The organism is Maritalea porphyrae (assembly GCF_030159895.1).
In the GTDB taxonomy this organism is placed as follows: Bacteria; Pseudomonadota; Alphaproteobacteria; order Rhizobiales; family Devosiaceae; genus Maritalea; species Maritalea porphyrae.
This window is the reverse complement of the sequence record NZ_BSNI01000002.1, coordinates 847,229-871,064: the sequence shown is the minus strand read 5'-3', so window position 1 is coordinate 871,064 and position 23,836 is coordinate 847,229. Positions and strand designations below refer to the sequence as shown.

The window sequence follows — 23,836 nt, the reverse complement described above, 5'->3', positions numbered from 1 at the left end:
GGCGATGAGCGATTTGGGATTGCCGCAAAGTGGCGATGAAGGCGAGTTTGCAAAATTCGACCTTTATTCTGTGCCGTCGCCCTGTTTTGTGGTGGACGAGGTTGCCATAGAACGCAACCTCGCCATCTTGGCGGATGTAAAAGAACAGTCTGGCGCCAAGGTTTTATTGGCGCTAAAGGCGTTTTCAATGTTTGCTCTGGCGCCCCTGGTACAAAAATATTTGGATGGCACCTGTGCTTCGGGTCTTCATGAAGCACAATTGGCCGCCAAACATTTCGGCGGATCGCTGACAACGTTTTGTGCCGGCTACAAAGCACAGGATCTACCTGAGATTATTAATCTGAGCGATCACTTGATATTCAACTCGGTCGCACAAAAAAATCGTTTCGCTTCAATTGTTGAAAATGCTCGCTCAGCAAACCAAAATGTCTCGATTGGATTGAGGGTTAACCCAGAACATTCGGAGGGCCATACCGAAAAGTATGATCCTTGTGCACCCTGTTCGCGGCTGGGCATACCGGCATCCCAACTGAATGCGTCTGATTTTGATGGGATCGACGGCGTACACATGCACACTTTGTGTGAGCAAGGTTTTGAGCCGCTGGAACGGACCTGGGCTGCTGTGCTTCCCAAACTCAAGCCCTTTTTGAAGAACCTCAAATGGATCAATTTCGGCGGCGGACACCACATCACACGGCCTGACTATAATCGGGATGGGTTGATCAGCTTCATCAAAGATATTCGAAACGAATTTGATGTGGATGTCTATCTAGAGCCCGGCGAAGCATGTGCAATTGACGCGGGCATATTGGTTGGTGAAATACTCGACCTAACGACCAATGATAAACAATTGGCAATCACAGATATATCGGCGACATGCCACATGCCGGACGTTATTGAAGCCCCCTATCGACCCGCAATGCTGGGTGAAAAACAAAACGGGCAGAGCTTTTTGTTGGGTGGCCCCTCTTGTCTCGCAGGGGACGTGATTGGCAATTACCAGCCGGCCAAACCGTTTGAGATTGGTGACAGGTTCGCATTTTTGGACCAGGCTCATTATTCAATGGTCAAAACCAACACCTTTAACGGCGTGCCCTTGCCGTCAATTGCTGTTTGGAATTCAGCTACCAATCGAACTCGGATCATAAAGCAGTTTGGCTTTGTAGATTTTGAACAACGGCTTTCATAAGGACTTGCTGAATGGTTGATTTTCTTGACAGTGAATTGACATCCGCTGAGCGCAACATAGCGGGCGCGAAATTTGTAATTGTTCCGATGCCGTTAGAACGTACCGTTTCTTACGGCTCTGGCACCGCGGGTGGTCCAGAAGCAATTATTGAGGCATCGAATGAACTTGAGCGCATATGCCCTGAGGGCGAACCCTGCGTGCACGGCATCGCAACAGTTGACCCAATCCACTGTGATGGCCAGCTCCCTGAAGTTATGGCCAGACTAGCCCGCCAAACCGCGACCATCGCGGCACAAGGCAAAGTTCCGGTTACGCTTGGTGGCGAGCATTCCCTGACATATGGGGCGGTCAGCGGTGTCGCCGAAGCACTCGGCCGCAAAGTCGGGATCATTCAGATCGATGCACACGCTGACCTGCGCATCGCCTACCAAGGCGAAAAGCACTCACATGCATCTGTCATGAATTTGCTTTGTGAAGAAGGTCATTCCCTGGCACAGTTTGGCGTGCGTGCGCTATGCCAGCAGGAGGTCGAAGGCCGAGAAAAATTTGCTGTAGCTTTTGTTGATGGCGAAGAGCTGGTGACGAACAATATTCACTCGGTGACATTGCCCAAAGATTTTCCAAACGACGTTTACATCAGTTTTGATGTGGACGGCTTGGACCCTTCAATCATGCCCGCAACCGGCACGCCAGTTCCCGGTGGCTTGGGCTACTATCAGGCACTAAACATCGTGCGATCCGCTTTGAAGGGTCGCAAATGTGTCGGCATGGATATTGTAGAATTAGCACCCAATCGCGACAGCCAAGCGTGGGACTTCACCACCGCGCAGATCGTTTATCGATTGATGGGTATGGTCGCTTAAGCAAATTTGCGTTTAGTGCTAGTCGGCAAATATGCCGTCAAAATCTGCAAAGCCCTTTACCTCGATCGGGTTTCCCGATGGGTCGAAGAAGAACATTGTGGATTGTTCACCAGGTTCACCGGCAAAACGTGTTGTCGGTTCAATCACAAATTCAATTTGTGCAGATTGCAGCTTTGCAGCCAACGCATCCCATTCCGCTTTTGGCAGAATAACCCCTAAATGTGGCATCGGCACCATGTGCTCGCCAACTTTGCCTGTGTTCGCAACAGGAAATGGCTTGCCCAAATGCAGCGATATTTGATGGCCGAAGAAATCAAAATCCACCCATGTGTCGGTGCTGCGCCCTTCAGCGCACCCAAGCAAACCGGCGTAGAAAGCGCGCGCTTCATCTAAGTCTGTGACATGATAGGCAAGATGGAAGCGCGATTTCGACATTTTAGTTGTCACCCATTTTAAGCGCTTTGATGAACGCTTCTTGTGGAATTTCAACCTTGCCGAATTGGCGCATCTTTTTCTTACCAGCTTTTTGCTTGTCCAATAGCTTCCGCTTACGCGTGGCATCACCACCATAGCATTTCGCAGTAACGTCTTTACGCAAAGCAGAGATTGTCTCACGGGCAATAACTTTGCCGCCAATTGCTGCCTGAATCGGTATTTTGAACAAGTGTTGTGGGATCAGTTCTTTGAGCTTCTCACACATGACACGGCCGCGCGCTTCAGCGGCAGAACGGTGCACCAACATTGAAAGCGCATCAACAGGTTCGCCATTTACGAGCACAGACATTTTCACCAAATCGCCGGCGCGATAGTCCGAGATTTGATAGTCAAAACTCGCATAGCCTTTAGAGATCGACTTCAGGCGATCATAAAAATCAAACACGACTTCGTTTAGCGGCAAATCATACTGCACCATGGCACGTGTGCCGACATAAGTTAGGTCGGTTTGAATGCCTCGGCGGTCCTGACATAGTTTCAGGATCGGTCCCAAATACTCATCTGGCGTGAGGATGTTGGCTTTGATCCACGGCTCGCGGATCTCTTCAATCTTCATCACATCTGGCATATCTGCCGGGTTGTGAAGTTGTGTTTCGCTGCCATCGCGAAGCCCAAGTTCATAAACAACGCTTGGCGCTGTTGCGATCAAATCAAGATCGAATTCGCGGCTCAAGCGCTCTTGAATAATCTCAAGGTGCAACAATCCCAAAAAGCCACAACGGAAGCCGAAGCCCAAAGCGGCGGAAGTTTCCATTTCATATGAGAAACTCGCATCATTGAGACGCAGCTTGCCCATCGCCGCACGCAAATCTTCAAAGTCATTTGCATCCACAGGGAACAAACCGCAGAACACAACGGGCTGCGCCGGGCGGAAACCTTCAAGCGCTTGAGCGCATGGTTTCTTCGCGTCAGTGATTGTGTCACCAACGTTAGTGTCGGCAACTTCTTTGATCGAGGCAGTGATAAATCCAATTTCACCGGGACCAAGTTCTGGCATCTCGACAAGCTTAGGCGTGAACACACCCACACGATCCAAATCATAGATCGCGCCGGTATTCATCATTTTGACCTTCTGGCCCTTTTTGATGGTGCCATCAATCACGCGGATCAAAACAATCACACCTAGATAGGCATCGTACCAACTGTCCACCAACATCGCTTTGAGCGGCGCATCACGGTCGCCGATGGGTGATGGCAAGCGCTCAACGATAGCTTCAAGCACATCATCAATGCCGATGCCTGTTTTGGCTGAAATCTCAACCGCATCGGTTGCATCTAGTCCGATCACGTCTTCGATTTGCTGCTTGACCCGATCGGGTTCAGCCGCGGGCAGATCGATCTTGTTGAGGACCGGAACGATTTCGTGGTCTACTTCGATTGCCTGATACACGTTGGCTAGTGTTTGAGCTTCCACACCTTGTGAGGCATCAACCACCAGCAGCGAGCCTTCACAGGCTGCGAGTGACCGGTTCACTTCGTAGGCAAAATCTACGTGTCCCGGTGTATCGATCAGATTGAGCACATATGTCTCGCCATTGTTTGCCTTGTAGGACAAGCGAACGGTTTGGGCTTTAATGGTAATGCCACGCTCTCGCTCAATATCCATGCTGTCGAGAACTTGCTGCTGCATCTCACGCTCAGCCAGTCCGCCAGTTTTTTGAATCAACCGGTCAGCCAAAGTGGATTTGCCGTGGTCGATGTGAGCCACGATGGAGAAATTGCGAATGTGTTTCAAGTCAGTCATAGGGCGCTGATTATCAGCTTTATTGCGACACGAAAAGAGAAATTGCACGAGTTGGCGAAATTGGTGAAAACCAAGGCTAGATTGCATGTTTGGGCATATTCAAAGCCGCCAAAATTGCTGCGCAAATTGCGGTCAATCACAAGCTGCCAATGGTCGCACAAGAAACAGCCACATATAGGTTGATCCATTGCCCGCCATGACACAAACTACAAACCAAAATCATATTGAAGATTCTATCGCTCTCAGAGGTGAAGACAACATGTTGCGACGTGTTCTAGGTTGGCAAAAAAGACATTTTGACGAGTTGAGCGAAGCAGAAATATTAGCGCTGGCTATTTCTTCTGAAGAAGATGATGCGCGCATTTACGCCGCTTACGCCGAGATGCTTCGCGAAGAGTACCCAGCAAGCGCTGCCGTGTTCGACGGCATGGTCGAAGAAGAGAACGAGCACCGCCACCGACTGATTGCAGCCTATGAGAAGAAATTTGGTAGCAATATTCCACTGGTGCGACGCGAGCATGTGCGAGGCTTTTTAGACCGCAAACCCGTTTGGCTGGTGAAAAACCTACCGCTTGAGACCATTCGTCAACAGGCTTGGGAAATGGAAGAGGCCGCGCAAAACTTCTACCTCGAAGCCGTTAAGCGCACCAAGGATGCAAGCATTAGAAAGCTATTGGGCGATCTCGCAATCGCAGAACAGCATCACAAACGCGCTGCGAACGAACTTGAGGAAACGCACCTGCACGACGATGCAATTGCGGACGAAAAAGACCAAGCGCATCGCAAATTCTTGCTAACTTATGTGCAGCCTGGCCTAGCGGGACTAATGGATGGCTCTGTGTCGACCCTGGCCCCGATATTTGCGGCAGCATTTGCGACACAAAACACGTGGGAGACTTTCTTAGTTGGCTTGGCCGCATCAATTGGTGCGGGCATTTCGATGGGTTTCACTGAAGCAGCGTCCGATGATGGTAAACTTACAGGTCGTGGCTCGCCGATAAAGCGCGGCTTTGCCTCGGGCATTATGACGACAATCGGCGGATTGGGACACGCATTACCCTATCTGATCACAGATTTTTGGACTGCTACAATTACCGCCATAGTTGTTGTCTTTATTGAATTGTGGGCAATTGCCTGGATCCAAAACAAATATATGGATACGCCATTCTGGCGTGCGGTGATGCAAGTTGTGTTTGGTGGGTCATTAGTGTTTGCTGCAGGCATACTCATTGGCAATGCCGGCTAGCACATTAAAGGAATAAAATGAACGCGATTTCTGACGACCCGGTTGCACGGGAAAGCCTACCATTGTTGCCAGCAAAAACCGTTTCGGTTGGCCGGTTTGATATTTCCTATTGCGACATTGGCGCCAAAGATGCACCGACCATTGTACTTTGCCACGGGCTTGCATCAAGCGGACGGCAGTTTTCAGACGATGCGCTTTTCTTTGTTGAACATGGTTTTCGCGTCATCTTGCCGGACCTACGTGGGCACGGAAGGTCCAGTGTGCCGAAAAATCTCAAAGTTGATGAGTTTTCCATTCCCAATATGGCGAACGACCTTATCGCCATTTTGGATGATGCGAGCGTTGAAGCGGTCCATTATGTCGGAAATTCGCTTGGCGGCATTCTAGCTCTGCATTTGCTACCAACACACGCTGATCGGTTCATCACATTTACTACTTTTGGCACCTCCTATGCGCTCTCTACCCCGCGCTTTCCGGCAGATGCTGTGCCAAAAATCTATGATTTCATTGGGCCTGAATGGGTAGACAAAATCATTGCAGGCAGCACGTCAAAACGACGCTCTGCGCAGGAATTGGTTCATGAATTACTTGATGATTACGACATTACTGCTGTGAGCTATACGGCAAAGAATGTTGGCAATTATGACCTGATTAAGAACGCAAAGTCCTTCCAAAAACCCATTTTGATGCTGCGTGGCGGTGAAGATGTGTTGGTCAATGCAGCGCTTATGACCACAATGCATGAGATGAAGAAGCAACAGAATTTTGCTTATATGGATATTCCAAGAGGCGGTCACTGTGCCAATTTGGACGCGCAACAAGAAGTGCGCATCGCGTTGCTTGGCTTTTTCAAATTGCACGCGCCACTGGCGACGACCTAGGACGCGGAACAGTGAATGATCGGGCCAAAAATTTTATAGAACGCAAGGGCCACCATATTGCGTTCACAACATATGGCGATAAATCCGATTTGCCTTTGGTGATATGCCACGGTCTTGCCGCGAACGGCACTCAGTTCATTTCGGATGCTGAATATTTTGCCCAACAGGGTTTCTATGTAATTGTTCCGGATTTGCGTGGCCACGGACAGTCGCAGTTGCTGGTTGACCCAAACCTTCTCGAATTTTCAATCCCAGAACTGGCGAGTGACGTAATAGCTGTTTTGGACCATATGGGCTTAGATCAAGTGCACTTTGTTGGCAACTCGTTGGGAGGAGTTATCGGCCTGCAACTGATGGGAGAACACAGCAACCGATTAGCAACTTTTGCAAGCTTTGGCACCGCGTATGCGCTCAATTCATCACCAATTGCCATTTGGCTTTTGCCCCGAATGCTTAAGTTGTTAGGGAGCAGAATTGTTGCTGCAATGGGGGCGAAAAGCACTTCAGATAACCCAGATGTGCAAGCGATTGTTCACAAGATTTACGCCGAATCCAATTTACAGGTCGTGGCACGAATTTCAGCGGAGATTGGCAAATACGATCTCATTGACAACGCAATTGCTTTCAAAAAGCCACTATTGATGTTGAGAGGGGCCAAGGACAAAACGGTGAATTCAGAATTGGGCCCAACTTTGGAACGAATGCACGCACTAGAGAACTTCAAACTGGTGGAGATCGAAAATGCGGGCCACTGCGCAAACCTAGACGCCCCCGATCTTGTCCGCAGTGAACTGCTCAAACACTTCGCCAAGGCCTAACGAGCCATCTCCCATTTATTGCCAACTCTTATAAGCTTTTGGGGGATTAAGCCGAAAGGCTCGGGTACGACGTTTTGGGAAAAATCAAGCACTTCTAATTCGACAGCATCGAGCTTGATTAAAATATAGTCGTCCGCCTTTGGCCCTTCTGGAAAGAATAGACGCCAATAAGGCTTCCATTTTTTGGCTCGCGTTGCGACGTCGTCAACAATGCTTGCGGTCGCTTTTACAATCAGGTTTGAATTATCCTTTGTACTGGAAAAGGCCAGCGTTACCTGCGGGTTTGCATGCACTTGCTTCACTTTGCGAGAGGACGGGCTGGTGCCGACCCAAAATGTGAAGCTTTGATCATCAAATATTGGCTCGACCAACCGTGCATCAGGAGCAGCTTCATTGTCCGAATTAGTGACGATGAAGGCATACCGTGAGCGCGCGATTTGCCGCTTTGCACTGGCCAAAGCTTGTTCCGCTGTGTTTTGAAACCCCGCGCGTTTGCGCGATTTGTAACCGGAGAGCATCCAGTTCAGTAGTTTCTTCTTTATGGGTTTGATCACGTGCTACACCTTTCCCCTGCCAGTGGGCTGATCTTACATGGATTGAACGTGAGGCAAATACGCTTTATGCCGCAGTGCCTTTGCGATAGAGCCCAACAATCGCAAGCAAAACCATGGCCAAAAACAAGGTCCACTGCGGCATAACCCAAACACTAGCAAATAGATTGATGCCAGAGGCGATGAAGAGAATTGTTATGCCCGAATAAAGAGCAATAATTGTTAGCGATAATTCCGTTGGCGCTTTAGAGGTCCTTGCAGCGCGCCAAAACACCCAACCGCCCACAATCAACAACAATGTGATTTGGTTCCACATGACTTCGGCAATGCCTTTTGACAATTCTGGCGCATTCGAAGCGTTGAGCGGCGACATAATCTCTGGTGTTCCCCCAACGACGTGCAACGCGGTTGTTGCAAAGGAAAGCAATGCAGCGGCTAAGAGCCACATATTGTTTTGTTTAAAAAAGCTGTTCATGAGTGCGGCTCCCTGCCATAACATACGCATCCGTATTTAAATCAGTGCCGGCCGCAATACAATACGGCTCCGTATGTTAAATTGACGCAGGGTTAACCCGATGGGCAGAAAAGCAAAACACGACAAGCAAGATTGGATTTTGGCCGCATTCCAAACCTTGGGGGACAAGGGCGTTGACGGGGTCAAGGTTGAACGCATTGCAAAACAGCTTGGTACCACCAAAGGGTCATTCTACTGGCACTTTGCTGATCGTGGGGCACTGCTTGTCGAAATGCTCGACTTTTGGGATCAGCAGGGTACGCGCACAATTATTGAGCAATTGCGCGAAGCGGGTATACCGGCAGACGAACAACTAAGGCAACTTGGGCGCATAGCCACTGAAACGCGCACTCACGGACTGGATGCCATTGCAGTGGAAGGCGCTTTGCGCGCTTGGGCAGGACAAGATGAGAAAGTTGCTGCGCTCATATCAAAGACCGAAAACACACGCATCAAGTTTGTTGCGGGTCTGCTTGTCGACATCGGCTATGGTGAGCAAGAAGCTCATTCACTTGCTCACCAAATTTACCTGATGCTTTTGGGCGTCTATTCCATTTCCCGATATGATGCGAACCCAATCCATAGTCAAACCTACATTGAGTTCGTCGATCAATTGGCCGATCTCAAACGTTGAATTGATCTCCGCCAAAATCCTTCCCAGCGGTAATAGGCGCCGACGCCCAGTACAATTGTTGCAACGATTGCCATCGGTATCCACTCCAAATCTCTCAAACCAAAAATGTGTGCAAGCACGCGATCAGGAAGTAGGGCAAACGTAAAGGGGATGCATAGCGCGCCCCAATACATGGACCGCATTGACGCCCGGTGTGCAGCAATTCGCCCTGCCCGCGCATGGCTGATCGCTTGATAAAGCCCAATAAAGGTGACAGGCACAAAGATGTGTATGGGGCTAAATATCCAAATCATGCGCAATTGATGAATGAACGCGGCACTGATCGCCGCCCCCAACATCAGGACAACCCAAACCCAGCCAAGCACTCGATGATGTGCGTTACCCTTTTTGTTCAAGAGCACATAAAGCCCCAGAATTAAACTGGCGATTGCACAAACCATATGCACTTGAACGGCAAATGGGATTTCAAAGAATATGCTAAGCTTCACGTGTTCCGTCCTATTTTTTTCAAATGATAAAAGCGCTACTTGCATTCGCAGGACTATCTCGGCAAAAGTCTTTGAAACAATGATCGGTTCGCGAATGAAAGGGATGGTTCGTGATTGGCAACGCCTTGCAATTGACGCTTCGCGAAATGCGTGCGCTTTTCACAGCGCCTAAGGCACTTGCGGCGATGGCAATCCTTGGGATTATGCTGGGGTTGGTCGGCCCGTTTTCAACATTCGACTATTTCGAACCTATACCGCGCGTCGCCTATTGGATCTGCATGGTCTTTTTAGGATATGCAGCTGGCGCCTTTGGCGGCGGACTCGCTGTCAATCTGATCAATCAGGTTTGGAAATCCCCAAATGTCTGGCTTGTGATCTTATGTGCCGGAATTGGTTCGGGCATGTTGGTTTCAATTGTCGTTTACGTCGTCAACGCCGTGGTGATTGGAGACTGGGATATTGATGGTTTCTCCGGCATCCTGACGGCAGTGTATTGCGTGTTGATTTCAATTTGTGTTGCCGCCTTACACGTATTGTTTTTGCGTGAGGACCGACCGGGTGCATCAAAACAAATCGAGATTTTGGCCCGCTTACAAATCCAAAATCGCGGACAGTTGCTCTATATGTCGATGCAAGACCATTATGTGAATGTGGTCACATCTCGCGGACAGGAACTACTTCTGATGCGCATGAGCGACGCAATGAAAGAAGCCGAAGGGGTTGATGGACTAAAGATCCACCGGTCCCATTGGATTGCACGGGATGGCATCAAACGCGTAGACCGGCAAAATGGCAACTATATCGTTGAGATGTTAGATGGCACCAAATTGCCGGTTAGCCGTGGCCAAGTGCAAGCTGCGAAAGACGCCGGCATTCTCACCTGATGCAGTCTAGCTCGCTTGATCTTCCTTGGCGTTGAGCTTTCTTTGCTCTTCGCGCAATTGCTTCATGCGTTCTTTGTTAAGTTCAGCAAACCTTTTGGCCTGATCGCCGATATGTTCCTGACCACGCTCTTGGGCCAAACGGATTTGTTTTTCACGCTCTGCCGCCCGCGCTTTGCTCTTCTCGCTAATTTTATCAACGCAATGGTGACACTGTTGGCCCTCGATAAAATCCTTGTGTTGCATGTCTTCGGGCGACAATGGGAAACGGCACGCGCGACAAAGCGTAAGGTCACCTTCCACAAGGCCATGGCCAACCGAAACGCGTTCGTCAAAAACAAAGCACTCGCCATTCCACATGCTTTTGTCTTGAGGCGTTTCTTCCAAGTATTTTAGGATACCGCCCTTGAGGTGATAAACCTCCTCGAACCCCTTTGCGAGCATATAGGCCGACGCTTTTTCGCATCGAATGCCGCCAGTACAGAACATTGCAACTTTTTTGTTTTTCTTCGGATCAAGGTTCTTTTCGACAAAGTCTTTGAACTGCGTGAAATTCTCAGTTTGCGGATCAACCGCCCCTTCAAAGGTTCCAATTGCGACTTCATAATCGTTGCGCGTATCCAGAACCACTGTCTCGTCGTCTGATATGACATCGTTCCAGTTTTCTGGTTCAACATAGGTACCCACGACCTTGGTGGGATCGGCTTCCGGCGCGCGAAGGGTAACAATTTCTTTTTTCAACTTCACTTTCATGCGCATAAAAGGCATTTCGCTTGCTGCGGAGAACTTCACCTCTCCGCCTTTGAACCGCCCTTTGAACAGATTGCCGCGCTCTAAATATTCAACCAGCTTGTCAACGGATTCAGGTGTGCCTGCGACGGTGCCGTTTATGCCTTCTTCGGCAAGAAGCAGCGCTCCCTTGATCCCATGTTGAACACAAAAGTCATAAATCGGATCGCGCAAATCACGATAGTCCGGTAGCGCCACAAATTTGTACAGTGCAACCACTTTGAATTCAGACATATCTATCTACCTTAGATCTCATGCAAGCCGACGTTGGGGTTTAGCAAAACTTGCGCTTTTGGCCAAGTCCTAACCGCGCGCACCAAATTCTTTTGATTTTTTGCCTTGCCTTAGACCTACTCCAATAGACTAATCCTACCATCGGAACAATTTAATCGATTTGCAGGAGAACCAAATGGCGTACCGAGCTAGCGAAGATAGATATGACAATATGCAATACCGCAGAACTGGTCGCTCGGGATTGAAACTACCAGCGATTAGCCTTGGCCTGTGGCAGAATTTCGGCGGCACTCGTGACTACCCCAGCGCATTTAAAATCTTGAGCTACGCATTTGATCAAGGCGTCACTCATTTTGACTTGGCAAACAATTATGGCCCGCCTCCCGGGTCATCTGAAGAATTGTTTGGGCAAATGATGGTTCGCGATTTTGCACCATACCGGGATGAGATGATCATTTCTTCAAAAGCAGGATATGATATGTGGCCCGGTCCATATGGAGAATTTGGGTCCCGCAAATATCTCATAGCCAGTTGTGATCAGAGTTTGAAACGCTGCAACGTCGATTACTTTGACATTTTTTATTCACACCGGTTTGACCCAGAAACACCATTGGAAGAGACAATGGGGGCGCTTGCGTCGCTATACCATCAAGGCAAAGCACTTTATGTCGGTGTTTCATCCTATCCAAAAAAAGAAACAATCGAGGCAAGCCGCATCTTGAATGAAATGGGTGTACCACTCACCATCCATCAACCAAGCTATTCAATCCTGAACCGGTGGATCGAGGATGATGGAACCTTGGACACGCTAGGCGAATTGGGTGTCGGCTGCATTGCCTTCTCGCCTCTTGCGCAAGGTGTATTGAGCGGCAAATATTCTAAAGACAAAGCAACTGGCACGCGCGCAACGGAGCCAGGTTCATCATTGTTTGGCAGACATCTTGAAACTGGGGTTCTCGCTGCTGTCGATGCATTGCAGGACTTGGCTGACAAACGTGGCCAAACCTTGGTGCAGTTGGCTCTGGCTTGGGTCCTTCGCCGTGAAGAAATGACCTCGGCATTGATCGGTGTGCGCACGCTTGAACAACTCAAAGACAATTTGGGCGCTCTGAGCAATCTCGAACTTAGTGATGATGAGCTAAAAATTATTGACGATGCAGCAAAAGGCGGCATGATGGACCTGCATCCTCAACCAGGCGGTTGGTTGCGCTAGCCGCCGTCCTAAACACAGAGCTTGGCAATATGGACTTTCGTGTCGCGCGCCCCGATGAGCTTAAACAGATCGCCTCACTCTATCACCGCATCTGGCACGAAACACAGGCTCCGCATCAACATCCTGACATCGCAAAATTTCGCGATGTCAGGTTTATGCAAGACCGCATTAATGCATTCTATCCAAACATCATTATTGCGTTGGATGAACTCGACATTGTTGGCCTTGTCGTTGCAAAAGAAGCAAGATTGTCTCAGTTATTTGTCGACAGTCAGCAGCGCGGCAAAGGTGTTGGTCAGAAACTGTTGGCGTTGGCCGAAGCAAAGTTGCGCGCCGAAGGGGCAGTGCGCATCACGTTAAATTGTCTTGTAGGCAATGATGCGGCGCGACGCTTTTATGAGCGTAACGATTGGCGCGTTTCCAGAATGGAAACAAAAATGGGACAAACGCACAAAGGCGAAGTCCCAATTGAAGTATTCGAAATGGAAAGAACGCTAGACGTGCTTGATCATTTCGCTTGATTGCTTCCATCCCGATTTATCGTAGATTTCACGACCGGCATCTGATGCATGCAAAACTATCAGGCTTGCACCGCGTTTTTTGAGCTCGGCTTCCCCCAACGCCATCAGGCGACTGGCAATACCTTGGCGTCGACAATGATGTTCCACATAGACGTTGGAAATATAACCTCGTAAGTGATCCTTAGGGTGCAACACGTGCGGCGCCCAGTCGATAATCGACAAGCCAATTCCACCGGCCGGCTTGCCGCTTTCTTCAAGGATGAACCCGAAATACTCACCATTGTGAAGTCGCGGATTTAACCACTTGCGAAACTCGACAATCATCGCCTCAATGTTTTCGAGCGGCTCCCCAATATCGCGGAACATCTCAAACCGATGGTGGCAAATAAGATCTAAATCTGAGGTACGAATTTCGCGCTCGACAAGGCTCATGCTGGCTCCGGAAGTTTACCGATCTTTTTGCGCCAAATAGCAGGTGCAATATTGTGCACGCTTTCACCAGTGGCATCCACTGCTACTGTTACTGGCATATTTTCTACTTCAAATTCGTAAATGGCTTCCATACCAAGCTCTTCAAATGCCACTACGCGCGACGAGCGAATGGCTTTTGAGATCAGGTATGCCGCACCGCCAGTGGCCATCAAATAGGCTGCTTTGTGCTTTTTGATCGCGTCCAAACCAGATGGACCGCGTTCGGCTTTGCCGATCATTGCAACAAGACCAGTTTTGTCGAGCATCATCTCAGTAAACTTGTCCATGCGCGTGGCGGTCGTCGGTCCCGCAGGTCCCACGGCTTCTTCTCCAACCGGATCCACCGGCCCCACATAGTAAATCACACGGTCAGTGAAATCGACGCCATCTGGCAACCCTTCGCCGCTTTCATAAAGCGATTGAATACGCTTATGGGCGGCGTCTCGACCAGTAAGGATCTTGCCGTTGAGCAACAAACGATTACCCTGTTTCCAAGTGGCGACTTCTTCTTTTGTCAATTTGCCAAGGTCAACTGACTTTGCCTCACTAGATGGGGTCCATCCAATATCCGGCCATGCGCTCAATGGTGGCGGCGTCAGATCGGCTGCGCCAGTACCATCAAGTGTAAAATGTACATGGCGGTTGGCCGCGCAGTTTGGTGCCAAACCAACCGGTTTCGAAGCTGCGTGCGTTGGCAAGTCAAGCACCTTCACATCAACGACCGTCGTCAGACCGCCCAAGCCTTGCGCACCGATGCCTAACGCGTTGACCTTTTCAAACAGTTCAAGCCGCAATTCCTCTGCGGTAGAGTTCGGGCCGCGTTCAATGAGTTCTTGAATGTTGACCGGTGCCATCAATGATTTTTTCGCCAAATACATGGCCTTTTCTGGCGTTCCACCAATGCCTAGACCAAGCACGCCCGGCGGGCACCAGCCAGCACCCAGTGTGGGCACGGTTTTCAGCACCCATTCGACGATATCGTCAGACGGGTTAAGCATTGCCAATTTGGCTTTGTTCTCTGATCCCCCGCCTTTTGCTGCAACGGTTACGTCAACTTTGTCACCTGCAACCATTTCGTAATGGATTACCGCTGGTGCATTGTCGCCGGAATTGTTACGCTTTCCCGCAGGGTCCATCAAAATCGAGGCGCGCAACAAGTTCTCTTCAACACCCGTGTAGGCTTGGCGCACACCTTCGTTGACCATTTCGTCGATGGTCATATCTGTGTCCCAGCGCACATCTTGGCCAATTTCCAAGAACACCAAGGCAATGCCAGTATCCTGACAAATTGGCCTATGCCCCTCCGCACACATGCGCGAGTTGGTCAAAATCTGCGCGATCGCATCCTTTGCTGCCGGGTTTTCTTCCTTTTCATAGGCTTTAGCCACGGCTTGGACATAATCCAGCGGATGGTAATAAGAAATGAACTGAAAACCGTCCGCAATGGACTGGATGAAATCTTCTTTTTTAATTGCAGGCATTTTGGAACCCTCGCGACCAAGGAGAAATAATGTTGATCGCTTGTCCCACGAGTTGGGTTAATTTTCAACCAAACCTTTGGTTTAACTCGGAACCTGCGACGCTTTGGCTGCAGCCAATAGGAAGGCCAGTGAGAACCCATATAGTGTAGTAAGAAGGTCAAATCCAAACACAAAATCGGTTAGGCCGAATACAATGTATGCAGCCGGCAACAAAACCAAACCATAAACAGCGCGGGGGTTGGCGCGCAATTTCGGATCGATCGCCAGATTTATAATTGGCGCAGCAATGATGATGGCGTAGGCCATGAGCCCTAGAATTCCGCCAGCAACCGCAAAATCGGCAACGTCATTGTGATAGGAGAAATATTGCTTCACTGGCGCAAATATCTCTGGCGTAGGATGATTTGACACCAAAGCCTCCCAATGCCCTGCCCAACCATGTCCTACGAGCGGCGATTGCCAAAAGCCATTCCATGCGCCAACTAACATTTCGTACCGCAATTCAGACGAGTGCCCGGGCAGACGGCCAGCGGCGAGTTCTGCCATGGTTTGCACAAATCGGGTAATAAACCCGTTTGGGTCAACATACACGATGATTAAAAGCACACCGACAATGACACCCAGGACTGTGACGGTCGCCCGCTTTGATTGCCGCCATAGCTGCGGCAGGGCGACAGCCAGTGCCACCAACGACATTATCGGCACCGCAAGCAGTGTGCCACGAGATCCCGCTAGTATTATGATGAGTAAGGACGCAACCCACGCCGCGCAAAAAACCAAATTGGACAAAGAACGAAGGTCAGGTCGAACACCGACCAAGGCAAGGAAACCAAGCACGGCGGCTACTCGCGCGACCGCGTTGGGACCTGCTGAAACTGCGACCGTACGGCCAATTCCCAACCCATATCGCTGCGCGTGCGCAAACAGCAATCCCAGTAAACAACCCAGTGCACAATAAACAGCAATCCTGAAGAAGGAAGGCGGTTTAGGCAAATTGTTCAGGTATTGGTAGAGCAGAATGGGTAAAGCTAGGCCCAAAAAGCTGACTAGAAACGACATATCATTTGGCGTGTCTGCATTGATTGCAAAGGCAACACCTAGAAGCATAAACCCGCAAAGCAGCGCCGCAAGGGTTGGCTGCCAGGTAAACCGCGCACGTGCACCGCTGAAGTAGAAGCTGATTGCTGCAGCAAGCGACAGCAGAAGCGCTAAAACAATTGAAATCGATCCGAACAGAAGCGGTATAAGAAAGGTTGTCGCCAACAGTAGTGCCAAGCCAAATTGTGGCCAGAACGACTGCAGAGATCGGGTTCTATTTACCATTTAATCGGCTGCTTCTCGTGGATCAAGTCATCAAACAATTGGGGTTTATGTCGATTGACTTTCCAGCCAGTGTTGATCGCTTTAAAATGCAAAAAGTGTGCGTTCCCAATATATCGGCGACCTAAAAGCGGACGCCCTTCAATCCAATGCATATACGGGAAGACATTGTGTTTTGCTAGCCATTTTCGTGACGGATCAATTACCCATTTGCCGGCACTGACATACGATTCTTCTGGATTTTTTTTAACTGTTGAAAATGAGCGATGATCAACCTGGTCGGAACCTTCCTCTGCGATTGGCTCGATCCATACCCCTTTCATGGAAAGAATGCCTATATCTGTTGATTTTACCAAGCTACATATTTGGCCATCAGAAACGGCAAGTTCATCGATGTCCAAATTCACAATTGAGTTTGCATGTACACCAATTCGCCGCAATACAATACTCATACACGAGACCTGCAAAAACTGTGGCCAATATGGGTTGACTTTCAAAATATCGTCTTTGTAACCATATGGATAAGGGACTGAAATCACACATGTTTTTTCCAACCCAGGGATATCAGCCAGACAGGAGTGGATGGCATCAACATTGTAGGCATTTGATCCATTGTCAAAAAAGACAATAGCACTCACACCGTGATGTCGTACGTGATAATCTGCCCAATACTTTATCCACGCAAGATCATTGTTCTTTGAAAGAGTGAATAAGATATTCTCATTCGAAAATTCATTGGAAAGTGACGGTTGCACCTGAATTTGAAAGTTTTCGTTAGCAAAACACATCTCAATGTGGGTCGTCCCTATTGGCACATTTTGTAGGCGCGTCGACATAACTGACAGGGAAAAGAAGTGTTTGGCTTTTACGTCATGACCCGACGGTAGAGCACGGTACGTTGCTCGCTTGTAGTATTTCTTCAAATTCGTCGGTGCCGGTCCAATGCAAAGCACTTCGCCACCGTCATTGCTATAGAAACAGTCAAAATAAAGCGTTTGGGCGTCAAAATTACCTATGAACTTTTCGGGACGGATCCGATTAGGCGAACGAGGAAGCCGTTTGACATCGCTATTCGAATTTAAACGCACGGTAGACAGTTTGATGTCCATTTTTTTGCTAGAGTGCGAGTTCCGAAGACTCCCCGTTGATGCTCTGTCCATTTGCTTACCCAAAAATCTCGTCTAGTTTTTCGGCTAGGATTTCATCCTTTAGATGAAGTTCCGGATCAAAATTTTGTGCGAGATGCCTTTCATGTTGCCATTCACGCAACTCACCTTTTTGCGTGTTTGCGCGCCAGCCGGTATTGATGCCTGCAAAATGATAACACTTGAACTCCCGTGAAACCGGATATGGGTTCCAAACACCGTCAACCCAATGAGTATTGGGTTGTGCGACAAGCTGCCTTGGTTTCACCCGCCCTGGTGACATTGCCCACTTTTTAAATTTATCTTGCGGGCCCAGTTGCTTCCGGCTTCTGTACACAAAATCTGAAAAACTGACTGAATTGTTACCAGGGCTGCCGGGAGCCAAGACATTTTCAACGAGATATCTGTGAAACTTTGTACACCCGAACCACCGCTTTTCGGTCGCCTCAAATATCGACCGACCTTTGTTGGACAGTACAAGTTCGTCAATATCGACATTTAAAATTGAACGCGCCTTAGACGCCATACGAAGATACAGCGACATATACATAACCGGCTGGGCAAAGCGTACATATCCATTTTGCCCATTATCTTGTGCAATCTTGTCCATCGTGCCGAAGTGAAATGGCCAATCAACAACAATGGATTGATCCAAACCCTCAACACCTTCAAGGGCCGCGGATAGCTCACTCTTGGTGTATCTGCTCGAATTGTTATCAAAGACTACTACCGCATTTGCTGCATGCTCTTTTTGGTAGAACTTGGCCCAATCCGCTATCCAATTCAAATCGTTGTCGTTATTGATGCAGCACAACACGCGCATCCCAGCGAAGTCGCTAGATAGGTTTCTGCCTATGGTGGCACGCAGGGTTTGGGTCCCAATCCTCATAGTCAGGCCTACATCTTCTTCGGGAAGATCAACATATGCTACACACGCTGACCGGCTTTTTTGAAACTGCAGTTTAGCTACAACGCCAGATTGGTCCCCGACAACAATTGCTGCTTCTAACTCGCCTTTCAAATTGGCCGGACTTGGTCCAACAAACCAAATGCGCGCATCATTGATGTCGCGGAAAACATCGTAGAAAAGTCCAAATTCGTCAAAGCCCTCCCAAAAGAAGTCTGGCCGACTCAACTCCGACATATACGGTCGTCGCCTTAAACCTTCTTCTGGTTTGAGGAAGATGGGGTGCGGCGAGACGATTCTTTTCATTTGCAACTGACGGTTACTAACTTGGTTACCCGCGCAACATCGCGCCGGTTGCTTTTTCAACCGCTGCGATGATTTTATTGCTCACCGCTTCGATTTCTTCGTCCGTCAGCGTTTTTTGACGTGGCTGCAATGTGACTTCAATGGCGACAGATTTTTTACCTTCGCCCACATGTTCGCCTTCAAAAACGTCAAAGATCGAGGTGGACTGAATTAGTTTTTTGTCTGCCGAATTTGCTGCTTTGACGAGCTTACCTGCTTCAACATTGCGATCCGCAAGGAAGGCGAAGTCGCGACGAACGGGTTGCAAATCAGAGATGTCCAACGCGCCTTTTGCTTTGCTCGCCTTTTTACGTGGTGACGGGATTGCATCCAAGTTCAATTCAAATGCAACAACCGGTCCGGTTAAATCAAGCTCGGAAATCAGCGCTGGGTGCAATTCGCCAAACCAACCCAAGATCATTTTTGGCCCCAGTTGCAAGCGACCAGCGCGTCCTGGGTGGGCCCAATCGGCAGGCTCGGCCACAACTTGAATGTTGTTCACATCCATGCCCAACGCATCAAGAGCACCAAGCGCATCGGCTTTTGCATCAAACACATCAACTTTGTTGGCTTTGCCCTGCCAGTCGCGCCCAACTTGGGCAAACTTAGCCGTGCCTGCACGTACGCCAGTTGCGTAGTTGAGTTGACCGTCAATGCTGTCATTTTTAAAGACCTGACCGACCTCAAAAAGCGCCACATCCGCAAATCCGCGATTTGCATTGCGGCCAACGGCTGCCAAAAGACCGGGCAACAATGACGGACGCATATCTGTGAGGTCAGAAACAATTGGGTTTTCCAATTTCAATTCGTCAGCGCCACCGCCAAACAAAGTGGCTTCTTTTTCTGAAATGAACGACCAGGTGACGGCCTCGTGGAAACCGCGAGCAGCCAATGTGCGACGTGCAATGCGACGACGGTTTTGAATGGTTGTGAGCATTTTCGGCGCAACGCCTGAAAGACGAGGCAAAGGATCAACCGGCACTTTATCAACGCCAACGATTCGCATCACTTCTTCCACCAAATCGGCTTTGCCTTCAATGTCTGGACGATATGAAGGCACATTAACTTTGACCACATCGCCTGAACCAGCAACCCAGAAACCAAGCCGTGTTAGAATTGCTTTTGCTTCTGCAAATGGCACTTTCAGACCTGTCAAACGGGTGATTTCAGCTAGTGGAAACTCGATAACTTTTTCAGGTGATTTTACTTCACCGGCTACGGTTACTTCGTGCACTTCGCCGCCACAAATTTCCAAGATCATTTTGGTTGCAAGTTCGATGCCCGGCAATACAAACTCAGGGTCTGCATGACGTTCCAAGCGATAGCGCGCATCCGAAACGATGCCCGTTTTACGACCGGTTTGCGCAATTAGCAATGGTTCCCACCAAGCGCATTCCATGAAGATATTTGTGGTGTCCTCAGTACATCCGCTTTCCTCGCCGCCCATAATGCCGCCAATACAGAGCGGGCCATTGTCGTCGGCCAAGATACACATGGTCTCGTCAAGTTCGTAGGTCTTGCCATCAAGCGCGAGAATCTTCTCACCCTTTTTGGCGTTTCGCGCATGGAACTGACCATTGATTTTGTCAGCATCATAAGCATGCAGCGGGCGACCGCGATCATATGAAATATAGTTGGTAATATCGGCAAGCGCATTAATTGGGCGCAAGCCAATCGCGATCAAGCGCTTTTGCAACCACTCTGGTGAGGGACCGTTTTTCACGCCTTTGAACAAACGTCCTGCAAACATTTTACAAGCCTGCGGCTCGCCCTCGCCAAAGCGGAAGTCAACGGAGATGTCGCCTTCCCCATTCAACGTAGCGGGAACAGGTGCCACTATGCCGTCTTTCAATTCGCCGATGCCTGCAGCAGCCAAGTCGCGCGCAATGCCATAAATGCCTGTTGCATCACCTCGGTTTGGTGTAATTGCGATATCAACGACCACATCGTCAATGCCTGCATAGTCAACAAATTTGGTGCCAACCGGCGCGTCCTCTGGCAGATCAATAATGCCATCATGTTCGTCCGACAGCATCAGCTCGCGTTCAGAGCACAACATCCCGTTACTTTCTTCACCCCGAATATTGCCTTTGGTCAGGGTGAAATCGACGCCTGGCACATATGTGCCCACTGCAGCAAATACGCCCTTCATGCCTGTGCGCGCGTTCGGCGCGCCACAAACAACCTTCACCGGATCGCCTGAGCCTGTATTAACCATGCAGACGCGCAATTTGTCGGCATTTGGGTGCTTTTCAGCACTTATCACTTCGCAGACCGTGAAGTCGTTCAAAACTTTTGCTTGGTCTTCAACCTCTTCGACTTCCAAGCCGATCATGGTGAGGGTTTCAATGATCTCATCGTTTGACGCTTTGGTGTCGAGATGATCTTTGAGCCAATCAATTGTGAATTTCATCGGTCTACTCTTTTGTCGTTTCTTGTTCGAACACTTCAACTAATTCAAAGCGTTCGCAAACCAGTTTCATATCAGGTGAATACCCGCCATTGCGGGTGAAAAAATCAATGTGGGCTTGGCGCCAAAACTCAAATGAAAGGTCGCCCTCGCCTTCGGCGCGCGCAAAGTCTTCATCCACTTCGTCAAAGCTATTCACTTCCACAGATGTGGCTTGGATGATGCAGCGCGGGTTGCCATTCCAATCCGGAACAATGAATTGTTCTCCCACTTTGGGCAACGGCTCGCCCTCTTCCTCGTAGATCGAGAGCGATCCGCAAGTTGCCGTTTTTTTGCCTTCAACAATCAACCCAACCAATTCATCGCGCAACTCTTGCCCATCGCCAAACTCAGCAATCTCCAAATTGCGATATTTTGCGGCCAAACCACCAACGATGAAAATTCGCTTCAACAAATGGGCAAAACCACGGGCATCATCAATAGCGTAGTGTGTGTGCGGTTGGTTGCCGATCCAGCTATCCGGAACGCCACGGGTCGTCCATTTTTCATGCGGCGAGTTGGCGATTACACCCGCCATGGCGTAAATGTCTGCGCAGCCGCCAGCAAATACATTTTCTGAATGGTTCGGCGTTGCGAAAGCCCGCAAGCCCAAATAGGTATCGAGATAGTGGTCCACAAACGGGCCGTCAAAAATGAGCGGTGCCGCAGCAAATACCCGACGTCCTTCAAACCCCTTCACCCACGCAACAAAGTCTGCCATCGCCTTTTCTGGCGCAACTGCATTTGTCGTGGCGGCTTTGTAGGCCTCTGGTTCGGTCTTCCACCATTCCATTGTGTGCGGGTCCTGCTCGCGATCCGCACGCGGTTCCAACACGACTTCAAACTCACCCAAAAAATCGCCGCGACGGTTCATCGCCACAGATGCAAAACTCAGCATTGAGTTGCGCAACGGGCTAAGGCCATCTGCTTCAATGTCAGTGACGATATAGACCGCATTGTCCATATCGTTCGACGTTGATGTCACGATGAAAGGCCCCCAAACAATGTTGGTAGATCAAGAGGGCGGAAGCCATAATGCTCCATCCAACGTTTGTCGGCATCGAAAAAGTCGCGCAGGTCAGGCATGCCATATTTCAGCATCGCGATACGATCGATTCCCATGCCCCATGCAAACCCTTGGTAGATATCTGGATCAAGTCCGCAATTGCGGATCACATTTGGATGGACCATGCCGCAACCCAAAATCTCCAGCCAATCATTGCCTTCGCCAATTTTCACTTCCTTGCCGGAACGATCGCATTGCACGTCGACTTCCATTGATGGCTCGGTGAACGGGAAGAAGGATGGACGGAAGCGGGTTTTTACATTGTCCACTTCGAAATAGGCTTTGAGGAACTCTTCTAGTACCCAGCGCAACTGGCCAATGTGCGATGATTTGTCAATCACCAAACCTTCAAGCTGGTGAAACATTGGTGTGTGGGTCTGGTCACTGTCGCAACGATAAGTGCGACCGGGGATCACCACTCGGATTGGTGGCTCTTGGTTTTCCATTGTACGGATTTGCACAGGTGAAGTGTGCGTGCGCAGCACCATTTTGCTGCCGTTGTCGTCGCCTTCTTTGGCTTTCATGAAGAAGGTGTCATGCATTTCACGGGCCGGGTGACCTTCTGGGAAGTTCAGCGCGGTGAAATTATAGTAATCGCTTTCAATGTCCGGACCTTCAGCAATCGCAAAACCCATGTCAGAAAAGATAGCTGTAATCTCGTCCAGTGTTTGCGACACAGGGTGGATGGAACCACGCTGCATTGGACCAGGCTGCAATGGCAGTGTCACATCAACTTTTTCTGACGCCAAGCGCGCTTCCAGCGCCGCTTTTTTTAGCTCAGCAGACTTCGCCTCAATGAGCGCCGCCATATCGTTTTTCAAACCGTTGATCGCCGGTCCTGCACTTTTGCGCTCCTCTGGGGACATTTTGCCCAAAGATTTGAGCTGCTCGGAAACAGAACCCTTTTTGCCAAGCGCTGCGACACGCACAGCGTCCAGCGCCTTCTCATCACTTGCGTTTTCAATGTCGGCGGTGATTTGTTCGCGCAGCGTATCAAGTGAGATTACGTCGTTCATTTTGGACCTCTTGTCCCCTCATGCATCGAAGCTGAGTCCTGTTTAGACTCATTAATTTCTTTGTCGGTGATTTGTTGCGCACCTTACAAATGCACAAAGCCCTGCGCCACCCCTTTTGGGAGCGGCACAAGGCTTATAATTCGGCCTCAGTAAGTGAGGAAGAAAGCTTTACGCTGAAACCCGCTCGTGGGTTACTGCGTCAACTTCTTTGAGGTAGCCAAGTGCGCTTTTTGCAGTTGCAACCAAAGCAGCGAAGCTTTCTGGGTTGCGTACTGCCAAATCAGCGAGCACTTTACGGTCCACCGCAACCTCAGCCTTGCTGAGGCCGTCGATAAATCGACCGTATGTTAGGCCATGCTCGCGCACAGCAGCGTTGATACGCTGGATCCACAAAGCGCGGAAATTCCGCTTTCTTGCTTTACGGTCGCGATATGCGTACTGGCCAGCTTTTTCAACTGCCTGTTTAGCAATACGGATCGTATTCTTACGACGGCCGTAATAGCCTTTTGCAGCTTTAATTGTTTTCTTATGACGGGCGTGAGAAGTTACGCCTCTTTTTACACGTGACATGGAAC

24 protein-coding genes are annotated in these 23,836 nt (G+C 49.5%); 9 read left to right on the top strand and 15 right to left on the bottom strand.

All coding sequences use genetic code 11. The features are described 5' to 3' along the window. The first annotated feature begins 4 nt into the window (after positions 1-4). A complete protein-coding gene (gene nspC / locus QQL65_RS07665) occupies positions 5-1,189 on the top strand; it encodes a carboxynorspermidine decarboxylase (protein WP_284363312.1) in 1,185 nt (394 codons plus the stop codon). Between the two features lie 11 nt (positions 1,190-1,200). Then, a complete protein-coding gene (gene speB, locus QQL65_RS07660) occupies positions 1,201-2,052 on the top strand; it encodes an agmatinase (RefSeq protein ID WP_284363310.1) in 852 nt (283 codons plus the stop codon). Between the two features lie 18 nt (positions 2,053-2,070). Here speB and QQL65_RS07655 read toward each other — a convergent pair whose 3' ends face one another. Together QQL65_RS07655 and lepA are read right to left on the bottom strand one after the other, a co-directional pair. Beyond that, complete coding sequence (locus QQL65_RS07655; protein WP_284363308.1) at positions 2,071-2,487, bottom strand: VOC family protein; 417 nt, start codon at positions 2,485-2,487, stop codon at positions 2,071-2,073. 1 nt (position 2,488) lies between these two features. Next, positions 2,489-4,291, bottom strand: a complete 1,803-nt coding sequence (gene lepA / locus QQL65_RS07650) for a translation elongation factor 4 (protein WP_284363306.1) — start codon at positions 4,289-4,291, stop codon at positions 2,489-2,491. 259 nt (positions 4,292-4,550) lie between these two features. On the opposite strand from lepA, the gene mbfA reads away from it, so the two are divergent. From mbfA to QQL65_RS07635, 3 genes are read left to right on the top strand one after another with little or no spacing between them, the layout of a single operon-like run. Continuing rightward, positions 4,551-5,537 (top strand): iron exporter MbfA, encoded by a 987-nt coding sequence (gene mbfA, locus QQL65_RS07645; RefSeq protein WP_284363304.1) that lies wholly within the window; start codon positions 4,551-4,553, stop codon positions 5,535-5,537. 17 nt (positions 5,538-5,554) lie between these two features. Beyond that, on the top strand, positions 5,555-6,418 hold the full coding sequence (locus tag QQL65_RS07640) for an alpha/beta fold hydrolase (RefSeq protein WP_284363303.1): 864 nt from the start codon (positions 5,555-5,557) through the stop codon (positions 6,416-6,418). Between the two features lie 11 nt (positions 6,419-6,429). After that, positions 6,430-7,236 carry an alpha/beta fold hydrolase gene (locus QQL65_RS07635; RefSeq protein WP_284363301.1) on the top strand — a complete coding sequence of 269 codons (807 nt, stop codon included), beginning with the start codon at positions 6,430-6,432 and terminating at the stop codon, positions 7,234-7,236. On the opposite strand, the gene QQL65_RS07630 is transcribed toward QQL65_RS07635, so the two are convergent. Then, positions 7,233-7,790: a pyridoxamine 5'-phosphate oxidase family protein gene (locus tag QQL65_RS07630; protein ID WP_284363299.1), complete on the bottom strand. Its 558-nt coding sequence runs from the start codon at positions 7,788-7,790 to the stop codon at positions 7,233-7,235. The genes QQL65_RS07635 and QQL65_RS07630 overlap by 4 nt on opposite strands. Before the next feature lie 64 nt (positions 7,791-7,854). Next, a complete protein-coding gene (locus QQL65_RS07625; RefSeq protein ID WP_284363298.1) occupies positions 7,855-8,262 on the bottom strand; it encodes a hypothetical protein in 408 nt (135 codons plus the stop codon). A 100-nt stretch (positions 8,263-8,362) separates the two neighbouring features. Here QQL65_RS07625 and QQL65_RS07620 point away from each other — a divergent pair, with 100 nt between their 5' ends. Continuing rightward, entirely contained in the window at positions 8,363-8,935 is a 573-nt protein-coding gene (locus QQL65_RS07620; RefSeq protein ID WP_284363297.1) for a TetR/AcrR family transcriptional regulator, read from the top strand. Here QQL65_RS07620 and QQL65_RS07615 read toward each other — a convergent pair. Then, on the bottom strand, positions 8,911-9,423 hold the full coding sequence (locus QQL65_RS07615; RefSeq protein ID WP_284363296.1) for a DUF2306 domain-containing protein: 513 nt from the start codon (positions 9,421-9,423) through the stop codon (positions 8,911-8,913). The genes QQL65_RS07620 and QQL65_RS07615 overlap by 25 nt on opposite strands. A gap of 110 nt (positions 9,424-9,533) precedes the next feature. On the opposite strand from QQL65_RS07615, the gene QQL65_RS07610 reads away from it, so the two are divergent. Beyond that, positions 9,534-10,307, top strand: a complete 774-nt coding sequence (locus tag QQL65_RS07610) for a LytTR family DNA-binding domain-containing protein (RefSeq protein WP_284363295.1) — start codon at positions 9,534-9,536, stop codon at positions 10,305-10,307. A gap of 6 nt (positions 10,308-10,313) precedes the next feature. On the opposite strand, the gene trhO is transcribed toward QQL65_RS07610, so the two are convergent. Beyond that, a complete protein-coding gene (gene trhO, locus QQL65_RS07605; protein WP_284363293.1) occupies positions 10,314-11,327 on the bottom strand; it encodes an oxygen-dependent tRNA uridine(34) hydroxylase TrhO in 1,014 nt (337 codons plus the stop codon). A 175-nt stretch (positions 11,328-11,502) separates the two neighbouring features. Between trhO and QQL65_RS07600 the strand changes: the two genes are divergently transcribed. After that, on the top strand, positions 11,503-12,540 hold the full coding sequence (locus QQL65_RS07600; RefSeq protein WP_284363290.1) for an aldo/keto reductase: 1,038 nt from the start codon (positions 11,503-11,505) through the stop codon (positions 12,538-12,540). 29 nt (positions 12,541-12,569) lie between these two features. Beyond that, a complete protein-coding gene (locus QQL65_RS07595; RefSeq protein ID WP_284363288.1) occupies positions 12,570-13,061 on the top strand; it encodes a GNAT family N-acetyltransferase in 492 nt (163 codons plus the stop codon). Here QQL65_RS07595 and QQL65_RS07590 read toward each other — a convergent pair. The 9 genes from QQL65_RS07590 to rplT form a co-directional block, all read right to left on the bottom strand. After that, positions 13,035-13,493 carry a GNAT family N-acetyltransferase gene (locus tag QQL65_RS07590; protein ID WP_284363285.1) on the bottom strand — a complete coding sequence of 153 codons (459 nt, stop codon included), beginning with the start codon at positions 13,491-13,493 and terminating at the stop codon, positions 13,035-13,037. The two genes, QQL65_RS07595 and QQL65_RS07590, sit on opposite strands and share 27 nt — an antisense overlap. Continuing rightward, positions 13,490-15,013 carry a fumarate hydratase gene (locus QQL65_RS07585; RefSeq protein WP_284363282.1) on the bottom strand — a complete coding sequence of 508 codons (1,524 nt, stop codon included), beginning with the start codon at positions 15,011-15,013 and terminating at the stop codon, positions 13,490-13,492. The genes QQL65_RS07590 and QQL65_RS07585 overlap by 4 nt, the downstream gene beginning before the upstream one ends. A gap of 81 nt (positions 15,014-15,094) precedes the next feature. After that, positions 15,095-16,336: an O-antigen ligase family protein gene (locus QQL65_RS07580; protein WP_284363281.1), complete on the bottom strand. Its 1,242-nt coding sequence runs from the start codon at positions 16,334-16,336 to the stop codon at positions 15,095-15,097. Then, entirely contained in the window at positions 16,330-17,442 is a 1,113-nt protein-coding gene (locus QQL65_RS07575; RefSeq protein WP_284363280.1) for a hypothetical protein, read from the bottom strand. Before QQL65_RS07575 ends, QQL65_RS07580 begins: the two co-directional genes overlap by 7 nt. Positions 17,443-17,497: 55 nt before the next feature. Further along, positions 17,498-18,622, bottom strand: coding sequence for a hypothetical protein (locus QQL65_RS07570; protein ID WP_284363278.1), 1,125 nt, complete (start codon positions 18,620-18,622; stop codon positions 17,498-17,500). Between the two features lie 94 nt (positions 18,623-18,716). Next, on the bottom strand, positions 18,717-21,143 hold the full coding sequence (pheT, locus tag QQL65_RS07565; RefSeq protein ID WP_284363276.1) for a phenylalanine--tRNA ligase subunit beta: 2,427 nt from the start codon (positions 21,141-21,143) through the stop codon (positions 18,717-18,719). 4 nt (positions 21,144-21,147) lie between these two features. Next, positions 21,148-22,164 carry an ASCH domain-containing protein gene (locus QQL65_RS16545; RefSeq protein ID WP_348529137.1) on the bottom strand — a complete coding sequence of 339 codons (1,017 nt, stop codon included), beginning with the start codon at positions 22,162-22,164 and terminating at the stop codon, positions 21,148-21,150. After that, a complete protein-coding gene (gene pheS / locus QQL65_RS07555; RefSeq protein WP_284363274.1) occupies positions 22,161-23,261 on the bottom strand; it encodes a phenylalanine--tRNA ligase subunit alpha in 1,101 nt (366 codons plus the stop codon). The genes QQL65_RS16545 and pheS overlap by 4 nt, the downstream gene beginning before the upstream one ends. Positions 23,262-23,429: 168 nt before the next feature. Continuing rightward, the gene (rplT, locus tag QQL65_RS07550) at positions 23,430-23,831 is read right to left on the bottom strand and encodes a 50S ribosomal protein L20 (RefSeq protein WP_284363273.1); all 402 of its coding nucleotides are present in this window, start codon (positions 23,829-23,831) and stop codon (positions 23,430-23,432) included. Positions 23,832-23,836 lie beyond the last annotated feature (5 nt).

Coding starts and splice junctions, on each gene's coding strand:
- nspC (WP_284363312.1), top strand. CDS start 5: ATGAGCGATTTGGGATTGCCGCAAAGTGGCGATGAAGGCGAGTTTGCA.
- speB (WP_284363310.1), top strand. CDS start 1,201: ATGGTTGATTTTCTTGACAGTGAATTGACATCCGCTGAGCGCAACATA.
- QQL65_RS07655 (WP_284363308.1), bottom strand. CDS start 2,487: ATGTCGAAATCGCGCTTCCATCTTGCCTATCATGTCACAGACTTAGAT.
- lepA (WP_284363306.1), bottom strand. CDS start 4,291: ATGACTGACTTGAAACACATTCGCAATTTCTCCATCGTGGCTCACATC.
- mbfA (WP_284363304.1), top strand. CDS start 4,551: ATGTTGCGACGTGTTCTAGGTTGGCAAAAAAGACATTTTGACGAGTTG.
- QQL65_RS07640 (WP_284363303.1), top strand. CDS start 5,555: ATGAACGCGATTTCTGACGACCCGGTTGCACGGGAAAGCCTACCATTG.
- QQL65_RS07625 (WP_284363298.1), bottom strand. CDS start 8,262: ATGAACAGCTTTTTTAAACAAAACAATATGTGGCTCTTAGCCGCTGCA.
- QQL65_RS07620 (WP_284363297.1), top strand. CDS start 8,363: ATGGGCAGAAAAGCAAAACACGACAAGCAAGATTGGATTTTGGCCGCA.
- trhO (WP_284363293.1), bottom strand. CDS start 11,327: ATGTCTGAATTCAAAGTGGTTGCACTGTACAAATTTGTGGCGCTACCG.
- QQL65_RS07600 (WP_284363290.1), top strand. CDS start 11,503: ATGGCGTACCGAGCTAGCGAAGATAGATATGACAATATGCAATACCGC.
- QQL65_RS07595 (WP_284363288.1), top strand. CDS start 12,570: ATGGACTTTCGTGTCGCGCGCCCCGATGAGCTTAAACAGATCGCCTCA.
- QQL65_RS07590 (WP_284363285.1), bottom strand. CDS start 13,493: ATGAGCCTTGTCGAGCGCGAAATTCGTACCTCAGATTTAGATCTTATT.
- QQL65_RS07585 (WP_284363282.1), bottom strand. CDS start 15,013: ATGCCTGCAATTAAAAAAGAAGATTTCATCCAGTCCATTGCGGACGGT.
- QQL65_RS07580 (WP_284363281.1), bottom strand. CDS start 16,336: ATGGTAAATAGAACCCGATCTCTGCAGTCGTTCTGGCCACAATTTGGC.
- QQL65_RS07575 (WP_284363280.1), bottom strand. CDS start 17,442: ATGGACATCAAACTGTCTACCGTGCGTTTAAATTCGAATAGCGATGTC.
- QQL65_RS07570 (WP_284363278.1), bottom strand. CDS start 18,622: ATGTCGGAGTTGAGTCGGCCAGACTTCTTTTGGGAGGGCTTTGACGAA.
- pheT (WP_284363276.1), bottom strand. CDS start 21,143: ATGAAATTCACAATTGATTGGCTCAAAGATCATCTCGACACCAAAGCG.
- pheS (WP_284363274.1), bottom strand. CDS start 23,261: ATGAACGACGTAATCTCACTTGATACGCTGCGCGAACAAATCACCGCC.
- rplT (WP_284363273.1), bottom strand. CDS start 23,831: ATGTCACGTGTAAAAAGAGGCGTAACTTCTCACGCCCGTCATAAGAAA.